The following is a 12,029-nucleotide window of genomic DNA, read 5'->3' as shown; positions in this document are numbered from 1 at the left end:
CCCCGACCAGCACGCCTATGCTTCATAGTGACCGTGGTTTTCAGTACACCTCGATAAGCTTCAAGAAGCTCTTAGAGGGCAAGATCGTACAGAGTATGTCTCGAGTGGGCAGGTGCATTGATAACGGCCCCATGGAATCCTTCTGGGGAACTCTTAAATGCGAGAAGTATTATTTGCGTCGTACCTACCCAACCTTCGAAGAACTTCAAAAGGACATGGATGCGTACATTTATTTTTACAATAACGAGCGTTTGCAGGCAAAACTAAACGGCCTCAGTCCATTAGAATTCAGGACCAAGACCGCTTAACCGATTTTTATTATTTGTTGTGTCTACTTGACGGGGTGCAGTTCAGAATTCCGGCAGTCTTTTATATGTACATTCATGAACCCCACTGCTCCCTGACAAAATCCCATACTCGGTTTTTAAAGTAACGGTGTCCCCCATCACCGACAAACAGCTCGCAACGGTCAGCTGATCCGAATTGCTCGTATATGCACTGAACATGTTTGAAGGAAATATGTACGCCTTCTATAGGAAAAAGCGGATCGGTCTCACCGTTGATCATCAATACAGGACGAGGGGCAATCAACCCAATCACATCATACATTTCTCCAAATCGCATCATGCCCGGAACAGCATTGCATATACAATGGTGGACCGATACAACCGAATGCTCGAACGTACAAAAATAACAGCCCGGCGCCACCAAACTAATGCGCTCATCCAAAGCTGCAGCGAATACGCACACCGCGCCTCCGCTGGAATTGCCCGTTATCATGACCTTCTCCATATCAAGCTCTGAGCGAGTCGCCGCATAATCCAGTACCTTGCTGAAGTCGTGGACCCGCTCGCCGATCAAAGAGCGGCCAAATAATAACGAAATCCGCTGCAGATCATCACAAGATTTGCTTTTCCCTTCATCCATATCCTCTTGACGAGCCATCTCCCAGAACCCGCGCACTTCAGGTACTATAGCGGCATAGCCCTGCGAAATTGCTTGCTCCGCTAAATCCCGATCCTGACTGACAGCCTGCTCACGATGCTCTGGGCTTTCGAAGTTACCAGCGTAGTCCTCCTTGCCGCGTCTCCCGTGCCCATGTGCACAAATCGCCACAGGCACGGGCCTCGCCACATTCTTCGGCAGTAGGAGATAGAACGGTACTTCGATATTGGTTTCACTTGTGATATAGATTTTCTCCCGTACATAATCAGGAAACTCAACTATTTCCGTTACTCGCGGCGATAACGGTACGCCGGCTGATTGTTGCCTGATTTGCTCAAGGCCTGTGATCTCAGCTAGTTTGCTGCGAAAAGCCTGCTTCCATTCCAGCCACTTTCCTGAATCCACCACCTGGTGATAGTCAAATTCGCGAGTGGTTTTGGCCAGAATCGATTGAATATACTTTTTCTCGTCAAAATAAATCATCTGCTGCTCCTCCTGGTATCGTTGCCCCAACGGTATGATCACGTCGGCAACCGCTTTCATTTTGAATTACTGAATCAAAACCGCTTATTGTCGCAGCCCAGTGCCCCGCATATAAAAAATATATTCCAACTGTATTTTTTGGATGCAGTCACTCCCGCATCTATCGTTGTATTTACTGAATAGGCCGATTGTGATATAACACCTACCATCGCAATCGGCCTATTTGTATTCATAAACTCGTATTACTGTTACTTAAATGCCTCATGTACCTTAAGCTGCTTCCCTTTAATCGTCGTATTCTTCATCGTTCTGAGTACGAGTGGGCCTTTTCCATTTAAAATATCGACGTATGTGACATTATCTTGAATCGTAATAATGCCGATATCCTCCACAGTAACTCCTTCAATTTTGGCAAGAGTCCCGACAAAATCGACCGCTCTGAGCTTTTTCTTCTTGCCCCCATTGAAATACAGCTTCAAAATCCCCTTGTTCAGCTGCTCATTTCTGTCCGCCTTGAGCTCAGGCTGCGTCTGCATTTTCTCTTCAAAGGCTTCCCTTGCAAGATCAACTTCCTCTGCGGAAGGAGCTTCTCTGACCGGGATTTCGAATCCAATATAGCCTTGAATATCGGCGAGAAAACGATCCTCATAGGGTGTGACTAGGCTGATTGCTTTACCCGTTTTACCCGCGCGGCCGGTTCTTCCTGTCCGATGCACATAGCTTGCTTTTTCCATAGGGAGGTCGTAGTTGATGACATGCGTGATATTATCGACATCGATACCTCTTGCCGCTACATCGGTCGCCACCAAATAACGGAATTCACCTCTTTTGAACGCATTCATGACCTTGAAGCGATCATCCTGCAGCATGCCCCCATGAATTTTATCACACGTATAATCAGCCCGCTCCAGCTGCTCGCACACCTCGTCCACATGCTCCTGAGTACGGCAGAAAATCATACAGCTATCGGGATTCTCCACGATAATCACGTTCTGCAGCAGCTTGAACTTGTGCTCCTCTTTCACCATAAACAGAGAATGCTCTATCTGATCCGCTGTCGTTACCGCGGTCTGAATCTCAATATCAACGGGATTTTTCATATATTGGTGGCACAGCTTTTCCACGTCTTTGGGTAAAGTAGCCGAAAATAGCAGCGTGATCCGATCCTCAGGCAACTCGTCAATAATCGCCTCCACCTGATCGATAAAGCCCATTCTGAGCATCTCATCAGCTTCGTCAATGACCAAAAATTCAAGCCGCTCCAGATCAAGCGTACCTCTTTTGATATGATCCATCACCCGTCCGGGAGTGCCGACAACCACATGGCACTTTTGATTCAATTCGAGCTGCTGCTTGGCAAACGGCTGCTTGCCGTATAAAGCGACCGCTTTAATCCGTTTGAACCGGCCGATATTGGTCATATCCTGCTTCACCTGATCGGCAAGCTCTCGGGTCGGTGTCAAAATTAATGCCTGCGGCCTATTTTCCTCCCACTCGACCATTTCACAGATCGGAATCCCAAACGCTGCCGTTTTCCCGCTTCCCGTCTGGGATTTTACAGCCAAATCCTGCTTCGTCAACGCAATCGGGATGACTTGACTTTGAACATCAGTCGGCTCCTCATAACCTAGGCTTTCCAAAGCGCGTACAATATCTTCACTTAATGTATAGTCTCTAAAGCTTCGTTTACTCATCGTTGAACTCCTTTTATTTGCCTCTATTGCATCACACAACGCAAGTGCTTGCCTCAAATTATATATCAGCAGCTAGTACAAGTCACCAACTCTTGGTTTGAGCAGCACGCAGGCACTTCAGTATCGGACACATATCTCTCCAGAGTCCCTTGTAATTTAACTTACAGTGAACAAAAACGAATTAATTCGCGCACAAAAGTAATTTCTTTTAAATATGGAAAATGGTTTATTTTCATAAAAAACCTTATCTGGTAAGGGAGTAACCTCTGCAGCATAGTTTTCCATCCAATTGTCTTGACAAAAGTTATGCATAATAATATTCTTAAAACAAGCAAATATGAGCATTATTGTTTATTTTATTAATATAAATGAACAATTATGAGTGTTTGGTGGTGTCAACCATTACGTGTTCCCTTAAATGAAATTGAATGTGAGTACATTGCTCATATTTACGATTCCATAAATCATTAAAACTTAGGAGGCGTTCACAATTGTTACAACCTAATGTAAACCACACCCGTATTCAATCACAGGCTTATCGGCTAATCAAACCACGGGAGGTTGTCGAGGCAGCCATTGTACACGAGGTTCATGATTATGAGGTAGTCGTGGAACCGTCCATCGCTAGTATTTGTCATGCGGACTTACGTTATTTCACTGGACAACGAAGACCTGAAGCGCTAGCCCGCAAGCTGCCTATGGCCCTTATTCATGAAGGGATAGGTACTATCATGCAAAGTGCAACCGCTGAGCTGAAGCCCGGACAACGCGTTGTTATCGTTCCCAATATTCCAGGTTACTTACTCAAAGGAATTGTTCCCGAGGAGTGCTGTCCTGCTTGCAAAAGCGGTAATGGAGATAATTATTGTCACTGCGGAAAGTTTTTGGGGAGCGGAATGGACGGCATAGCCCAAAACAGGCTGGTCATCCCTGCGTCCTGCGCCATACCGGTTCCAGATGAAATTCCGGATGAAATTGCTGTACTTGCGGAATTGTGCACAGTCTCTTATCAAGCACTGCATCATGTGGAAGAACAGTTGAAAAATGCACGTGTAGCTGTGTTTGGGGATGGTCCTGTAGGGTATTTGGCCGCCGCAATGCTTTATCATGTTTATGGGGTAAGTGCAGATCGACTTCAAGTGTTCGGAGCCATTCCGGATAAATTGGACAAATTCGACTTCGCAAACAGAAGCTTGGTTCAAGAGTATGACTTCTCCTCCGGCGGGTCCTACGATATTGCTGTCGAATGCACAGGCGGTCGATTTTCTGAAAGTGCAATAAATCAAGCAATAGACATTTTAAAGCCTGAAGGACACCTCATTCTGATGGGTGTAACGGAAGATAAGGTGCCGATCAATACAAGAGATGTGCTCGAAAAGGGACTTACCTTAAGAGGAAGCAGCCGAAGCTCAACCACGGATTACTACCCGGTACTTGAGGCTATGAAGGATCCATCGTGTCAGGCAACTTTGCGAAAGCTTCTTCCCGATCAAATAACACATATACATGCTGCCAATGATTTCACTATAGCTATGGAACAAGCGGCAGCCCACAGGGATTGGAGAAAAACGATATTGGAATTTCATTGGTAACTTTACAGCAGCACATATGCTAAAGTGTACCGTTATGATCCTTTTGATACCTTAATGAAACAAGAGACCCTGCTCGTTGTATTCGTGTATAATCTGGCGTTCATATTGACATGCAGGGTGGATTATTGTAGCCTACAAACATATATGAACAAAATGATAACAAGAATGCGCGAAAAAAATCGCTAAAATGGGGGATATCCTTGTTAGCTGCTGAAAGAAAATTAAGGATCGTAGAATATGTGAGACAATGCAGGGTAGCTACCGTTGCAGCATTGGCGCAGGAGTTTAATGTTCATGAAGCTACGATTCGGCGGGATCTAGGTGAAATTGAACAGGAAGGCTTACTAAAAAGGACTCATGGCGGTGTTATTGTTGAACAATGGACCCATGATGAGGCTCCCTTCGTCGAAAGATCCAATCATCATTTGGATCAAAAAATGCGAATCGGCAAGATTGCTGCAAGTATGGTTGAGGATGGAGAACACATCATCATCGATTCCGGAACTACTACCTTGCATATCGCCAAAAACCTGGTTCACCGATCGAATATTACGGTAGTAACGAACGATATGAACATTGCCGTGGAGTTGAAGGATGCGTCCGGCATTAAAGTCATTTTAACGGGGGGCGAGCTTTACCCTTCCAGTTATATGTTGAATGGCATGTTTACTGATCATGTCTTAAGATCTCTTCATGTTGAAAAAGCATTTTTGGGTATACCGGCTATACATCCCAAGCACGGCTTGATGCATCCGGAGGCTCAGCTGGTTATGGCCAAGCAAGGGATGATTAATGCATCGCAGGAGATTATAGTCGTAGCTGATGATAGTAAAATCGGCAAGCTCTCCCTGCATTCAGTCGCCCCGAATAGTTCTATTCACACCTTGATAACGGGGAAGGAAGCCCCCGAATATGATATCAAAGAATTTCGCGATTGCGGTGTTAACGTCATCACGGTTTGATCCTTGCATGGGCTTCTATATAATGCGCAAGGAACAGCTGCAGTGCATAAACAAGAGGGAGGGGCTTAGCCCCTCCCTCTTGTTTATGAGCAATGATCACAATCATGTAAAGCTGTAACGCTCCAGTGTCGCAACAAAAACTCTCGGCTCATCTACTGCAAATCTCCGTACACCTAAATCCAACAAGGCAAATAGGGAGTCCTCGCTAAAATGGAACGGCAGCACCTCGAGCTCCAACCCTTTCTCCGCCAACTGTCCGAGTGCCATCTGCAAATACTCACGCTGTACCTTATATCTCCAGGGTCCGCTTTGGGCTTCTCCTGATAAGTTATCCGCATCAACCAGATGAATCTGTACAATGTCTAGGGCATCAAAACCGCTAACCGCTGCCTCTGCAAACTTGCGCGCAACCTCTGCTTCTGGATTTGAGCCGCCCGATATCCATAGCATGGTACGAATGCCCGGAACTAACCGCTTCATGATTCTGCAGTTATCATGATCCCGATGACAGAAAATGATTTGACGCTCAACACCGCAGCGTTCGATCAATGCCGCCAGCTTGTCCAGATCAACCTGCTTGTAATCCAGATACAGCTCGCGCTCAGGGTGGCTAGCCAATACAGCTAACACCTGCTCAAGCGACGGTACCTTTTCTCCCCGATACTTATCGTTAAATATAACACCTGCATCCCATGCTTGCGTCTGCTCAAACGTACATTCCGATACTAACCGGTCACGATCTGCTTCGGATGCCGTTGTTGTGCGTCTTGGGGTTTCATCATGCAATCCGATAATGATGCCATCGGCAGTCTGCCGGATGTCAATTTCCGGAATGCCCCCAAGCTCCCATGCATACTCCATGGCAGCCATTGTGTTCTCTGGAATTTCTGCATTAGTGCTTTGATGGGCCTGCCAATGAACACGCTGTGCGGTAGTTTTCTTATTCGTAACGGACATAGTAATGAACTCCTCTCAAATTATATAGGAAGATGCGGCATTAATATAATGTTCATTTTTGCTCATTTATGTTTATTTAGATTAGCATTTAACCCTATTTCTGTCAATATGAAGTTCCCGGCTGCACTTACCCTATAATATAGGGTTGTTGTGCGCCATTTAAGATATCAGCAACTAAAGAAGCAGACGACCTACGGCTATTTGCCACAAATCCGTCTGCCTGCTCCTCTGAAAGACCTTGTTGAATTCTTAAACATGCACTATTTTTTCATAAGTTTTTCGGCTGAATTTTTGAATGTAGTCAGAGTGGTTTGAATGTCTTTGTTGTCATACATGATCGCTTGCATAGCTGAGCGGAATTCTTGCACAATAGGCGTCCATGCCAAATGCTTATTCGTGTCAACGGCATATTGAAGCTGATCGTATGCGACTTTACGATTGGGTTCTTTGGCATACAGCTCTTTAATTTCTTTGGACTCTACCATTTTCTTTGTAAAAGGCAGGTAACCGGTGTCGATCACGAACTGCTGTCCGCCTTTAGGGTCAGTCATCAGCCAGTTAATAAATTCCCATGCAGCTGCTTTGTTTTTGGATGAGGCCAGCATGGTAACGTTCGCTCCTCCGGTTGGCGTGGCGTATACATCATTTTGGGGTAGGAAGGAGGTTACATATTCAAACTTCGCATTTTGCGCCATACTTCCGATACTTCCCGTTGATTGGAACAGCATGCCGATTTTCCCATCGACAAACATCTGATTGACTATATTTCCCGAATCCTGAGTCGGCGGGTAGAACAACGCTCCCGTGTTCTGAAGATCCTTCAGGTAACTGAATACTTTAAGCCCCACACCGTTATCATAAAACCCGACCGAAGTTCCTTCTTCATTAAAAAATCTTCCTTTGGACTGAGTCATCATCGCAATCACATACCAATCGTCAAAAGGCATCGATAAACCTTGGCGTTTATAAGCACCGTTTTCTTTAATAACCAGCGCATTGGCGACGGTTTTCATTTCTTCCCAGGTAGTAGGTACCTTGAGCCCTTTTTCATCCAGCATCGTCTTGTTGACATGTAAGATAGGAGTGGAACGGTTCAAAGGCAGGGTGACCAATTTTTTATTGAAGGTAGAGTGACCCATCAGACCGGGAACAAAGTCATCTGTGCTTAAACCCGATTTCTTTAAATAAGGTGTCAGATCTTCCAATACGTCTGCGTCTGCAAACAGCTGTACGAAAGAACGCTCCAGCATGCTGACGTCTGGTGCTGTATTCGCTGCTGCTGCCTGCTGGAGCTTCGTAACCACTTCATCGTAGCCACCTTGGAAGGTACCCACAACCTCAATATCGGGATGAGATTCATTGAAGCGTTTAATCAGCGCATCCGTATATTCGCCGTTTTTCCCACCCATAGAATGCCAATACTGAATCGTCGTCTTGCCAGCTTTAGCAGGTGCTGCCGCCGGTGCAACTGCTGGAGTGGCTCCAGGGGTTCCATTATCCTTTGCTTGAGGAGCTTGATTGCAGCCTGCAAGTACGCCAAGCAGCATCGTTGATGCCATAATCATAGACACATTTTTTTTCATTATTATCTTCCTTCCTTTTCTGTTTGCATTATTTTGACCATTATTCGAAAGCGATTAAACGATCATTTAATCCCTGAATAAACAAATGCTTTTACAATTTGCTTCGAGCAAATCAGGTAAACGAGCAGAATGGGAATGACTAAGGTAACATTACCGGCCATAATAATGTGCCAGTTACTAATGCCTTCCGTCTCTCTCAGCATGGAGATTCCGAGTGTCAGCGGACGAACCGGGTTCGAATCTGTCATCACAAGCGGCCAAAAATAATCATTCCAATGACTAACAAAGCTGAACAGCGCGATCGTTGCCAATGCTGGCATGGACATCGGGGTCATGATTTTCCATATTATTTTGAACTCACTGGCATTGTCCAGTTTGGCCGCTTCAATAATTTCTTCTGGAATCTGCATGAAATATTGGCGTAAAAGGAAGATGCCGAATGCGTTTGACATAAACGGAATGATTGCGGCCATAACGTTTTGATTAATCCCCAATCAGCGAGCATCAAATAGACAGGGATGAAGGTGACTTGACCAGGAATCATAAAAGCGAGCAGCACCATGCCAAACAAGATTTTTTTCCCAGCAAAAGAGTATTTGGCAAATGCATAAGCAGCCGGTATCATCACACCAAACTGCAAAATAATGATGGAAAGTGTCACGACTATCGAATTTTGGGCATAGGTCAAAAACGGCCCTGAACTCATAGCAACCACAAAATTATTCCACTGGGGCGATGCCGGGATTAAAGTGGGAGGAAACGTCAAGGTTTCCTGAATGGTCTGAAGCGACGTGGATATCATCCAAAAAAACGGAAAAACAAAAATGATCAGAAGAAGTAATTTTAACAATGTGCTTAATAGCGACCAGAGATGCTTGGATGCAAATGTCATGAATGTATGAACCCCCTTTCTCCCAGTCATGGGTCGGCTATTGATAATGCACCTTTTTCGAAAGCAGTCGGAAGTAGACAAAGGTCAGTAGGCCAATAATAACCAGCAGCACAACTCCCGTAGCGGCCGAATAACCGATACTCGTGGTTCGAAACCCATATATATAGTAAACAAGTGTATTGGTTGCATTATTGGGGCCACCGCCCGTCATGATTTTAACGGTATCAAAAACCTTAAACGAGCCGATTGTCATGATGATCAGGATAAAAAACAGCTGCGGTGAAATCAGGGGCAGCGTTATTTTGGTAAATACCTTCCATCTGCTTGCATTATCAAGTGCTGCTGCTTCGTACATCGTTGGCGGTATACTTTGCAGCGCAGCGACAATAATGAGCGTGTAGTAGCCGACTCCCTGCCATACCGATACGATGATGACTGATATTAATGCCGTATCCGAGCTTTGCAGCCATTGGGAAGTGGGCAGCCCCATCGATCTCAGCGCAAAATTGAGCAAGCCCTGATTCGGCTCCATTAGCCACAGCCAAACGAGCGATACCGACACAATCGATACGATATGCGGCGTAAACATACCTGCTTGAACGATCGCATTAAGGCGGATTTTTTTGTTCAACCAGATCGCCATCAGCAGTGAAATCAACAGGGTGAGCACGACAACACCGATGGTATACGTGAATGTGTTCATCAATGCCTTGTAAAAGTCACCACGGGTGAAAATTTGTTCGAAGTTTTCCAACCCGATAAATTTGCTTTTCGATTTGTTCATCAGGTTGTATTTATAGAAGCTTAAGTAGATGAGATAGGCAATTGGGTAGATCACAAAGGTCAAAATACCAAGCATCGCAGGAGCAATCATCAGATACGGACGCAGCGTCTCCCAAAGCGTTTTTTTATCCATGGGAAAATCCTCGCAGCCTTCGCATGTAATCATCAAATTGTTTGTGAGCTTTGTCGATCCGGTTATTGTCCATTCCGAAGAAGTCCAGCTTCGCTTCCGGCACACCTAGATAAACCTCTTGATCAACGGAAAATAGATCCTCCGTGCATTTCACCATAAAAGCATCCGGTCCAGACCTGACCTGATAAATCGTTTCTGACCCCAGCATTTCTCTCGTCACGATCACGCCACGCAGCAATAAATGATGCTCGGCAGGCTTGTCTGACAAAATTGCACTTTCCGGGCGGAAGCCATACCTCACCCCGCCCACTCCTGCCAAATCACTTACATTCATCGGGGGAACTCCGATAAACTGTGCTGCAAACAAATTGTTGGGCTGGCGATACATTACATCCGGCGGAGCCTCCTGTTGGATCTGCCCCTGATTCATCAAGACGATCGTATCGGCCATCGACATCGCCTCGACCTGATCATGAGTTACGTAGACGAAGGTCGTTCCGAGCTTTTTGTGGAGCTCGATCAGCTCGATCCGCATCTGTACCCTGAGCTTGGCATCGAGATTGGAGAGTGGCTCATCCATCAGAAACACTGAAGGCTGCTTAACCATGGCGCGAGCCAAAGCAACTCTCTGACGCTGCCCCCCTGACAAGGTGGAAGGTTTGCGATCCAGGTATTCATGCAATCCCACCGTATCGCTGATCGTCTCCACCAAGCGGGTCCGCTCCGCTTTGGGCACTTTATTATTTTTCAAACCGAATTCAATATTTTCCCGCACCGACATCGTCGGGTAGATAGCATAGTTTTGGAACACCATCGCGACTCCTCTTTTACCGGGAGCAATGCTCGTTACATCTTTTCCATTAATGAGCACCTGACCTGACGTCTGCGGATCAATACCTGCAATCATGCGCAGCAGGGTCGTCTTGCCACACCCGGATGGACCTACCAGTACAGTGAACTTGCCGTTTTCTATGGTTAAATCCAGATCCTTGATGACCGTATGTTTATCAAATGTTTTGGTAACTTGTTTGAACTCAATGGATGCCATGAGCAATCCCCCTCACCTTATACAAATCCATTTATACCCTGTACACCGTCATGCCCCAATCCTGAAAGGGCTTGATATCGTAATCACTGACTTCTTTGCCTGTGATCAAGGTGTGAATCGCTGTGTTCGGAGCTACGGTATGAAGCGAAAGCTTGCCGATCTTACTGTCGTCGGTTACCACAACAATTTCCCTAGCCGACTTGATCATTCCCTGCTTAGCCATAACTAGCTGCGCCTCCGGATGCATGAGTCCATGCTGCGGGTGGAGCGCCGGAGTCCCAATAAACGCCTTCTCCACATGCAGCGATCCCAGTACATGATTCGTGATCATGCCATTTAACATATAACTCGATGGATACAGCTCCCCTCCGGTTAAAATCACTTTAATCCGTGGGGCATCACGCAGCTCGGCGGCAACATTCATATCGTTCGTAATGACCGTTATATGGGAGCGGTGAACGAGATTCTTGGCAATATGCAGTGTTGTGGTTCCGGAATCGATAATAATGTTCTCTCCGTCTTCCACGAGACTTGCCGCCATTTGCCCGATTCTTTCCTTTTGGTCTACGTGCTGGCGGGTTCTTTCGTTAAAGGAGGGCTCATCTTGGGTCCACTGCTCGATGATGACGCCACCGTGGGTCCGCTTCAGCATGCCTTCCTGCTCAATTTCCGTAAGATCCCGTCGGATCGTAGCCTCGTGAACGTTAAACTCATTGGCAAGCACAGTAATCGTTGCTGTCCGATACTGCCTCACATATTCCACAATACGTAGCTTTCTTTCGGCCGCCAGCATTCATTATTTCCCCCTTGAGCAACTCTGTTCACTACTGCAATAATTACATTCATTTTGTTCATTCATGTTCAATTTGATTGTAATCATGAAGCATCAAGCAGGTGTTAAGCTCATATGAAGAATACGTAAATCGAATATATACTCACCGCGCTTTTAGCGCTGAC

10 protein-coding genes and 1 pseudogene are annotated in these 12,029 nt (G+C 45.9%); 3 read left to right on the top strand and 8 right to left on the bottom strand.

The genetic code is table 11. The annotated features are described in order from the left end of the window. Positions 1–308: IS3 family transposase (locus BM210_RS24585; protein WP_143101089.1), on the top strand; the 308-nt coding region annotated here is incomplete at its 5' end. 73 nt (positions 309–381) lie between these two features. Here the strand turns inward: BM210_RS24585 and BM210_RS24580 are convergent. Beyond that, the gene (locus BM210_RS24580) at positions 382–1,428 is read right to left on the bottom strand and encodes an alpha/beta hydrolase family protein (RefSeq protein WP_218184968.1); all 1,047 of its coding nucleotides are present in this window, start codon (positions 1,426–1,428) and stop codon (positions 382–384) included. A 248-nt stretch (positions 1,429–1,676) separates the two neighbouring features. Further along, complete coding sequence (locus tag BM210_RS24575) at positions 1,677–3,122, bottom strand: DEAD/DEAH box helicase (RefSeq protein ID WP_091174599.1); 1,446 nt, start codon at positions 3,120–3,122, stop codon at positions 1,677–1,679. A 491-nt stretch (positions 3,123–3,613) separates the two neighbouring features. Between BM210_RS24575 and BM210_RS24570 the strand changes: the two genes are divergently transcribed. Continuing rightward, complete coding sequence (locus BM210_RS24570; RefSeq protein ID WP_091174597.1) at positions 3,614–4,714, top strand: alcohol dehydrogenase catalytic domain-containing protein; 1,101 nt, start codon at positions 3,614–3,616, stop codon at positions 4,712–4,714. A gap of 200 nt (positions 4,715–4,914) precedes the next feature. After that, positions 4,915–5,676: a DeoR/GlpR family DNA-binding transcription regulator gene (locus BM210_RS24565; RefSeq protein ID WP_091174595.1), complete on the top strand. Its 762-nt coding sequence runs from the start codon at positions 4,915–4,917 to the stop codon at positions 5,674–5,676. Between the two features lie 102 nt (positions 5,677–5,778). Here the strand turns inward: BM210_RS24565 and BM210_RS24560 are convergent, their stop codons facing one another. From BM210_RS24560 to BM210_RS24535, 6 genes and pseudogenes are all read right to left on the bottom strand, one after another. After that, complete coding sequence (locus tag BM210_RS24560; protein ID WP_091174593.1) at positions 5,779–6,633, bottom strand: glycerophosphodiester phosphodiesterase; 855 nt, start codon at positions 6,631–6,633, stop codon at positions 5,779–5,781. A gap of 260 nt (positions 6,634–6,893) precedes the next feature. After that, a complete protein-coding gene (locus BM210_RS24555; RefSeq protein ID WP_256223992.1) occupies positions 6,894–8,216 on the bottom strand; it encodes an ABC transporter substrate-binding protein in 1,323 nt (440 codons plus the stop codon). Between the two features lie 62 nt (positions 8,217–8,278). Beyond that, positions 8,279–9,108, bottom strand: a pseudogene (locus BM210_RS24550) (carbohydrate ABC transporter permease). Between the two features lie 37 nt (positions 9,109–9,145). Further along, positions 9,146–10,024, bottom strand: coding sequence for a carbohydrate ABC transporter permease (locus BM210_RS24545; RefSeq protein WP_091174592.1), 879 nt, complete (start codon positions 10,022–10,024; stop codon positions 9,146–9,148). Further along, positions 10,017–11,072 (bottom strand): ABC transporter ATP-binding protein, encoded by a 1,056-nt coding sequence (locus BM210_RS24540; RefSeq protein WP_091174590.1) that lies wholly within the window; start codon positions 11,070–11,072, stop codon positions 10,017–10,019. The genes BM210_RS24545 and BM210_RS24540 overlap by 8 nt, the downstream gene beginning before the upstream one ends. A gap of 31 nt (positions 11,073–11,103) precedes the next feature. Then, positions 11,104–11,865, bottom strand: coding sequence for a DeoR/GlpR family DNA-binding transcription regulator (locus tag BM210_RS24535; RefSeq protein WP_091174589.1), 762 nt, complete (start codon positions 11,863–11,865; stop codon positions 11,104–11,106). Positions 11,866–12,029 lie beyond the last annotated feature (164 nt).

The organism is Paenibacillus sp. 1_12 (assembly GCF_900114475.1).
GTDB lineage: Bacteria > Bacillota > Bacilli > Paenibacillales > NBRC-103111 > Paenibacillus_S.
This window is presented reverse-complemented; position numbering and strand designations above follow the sequence as displayed.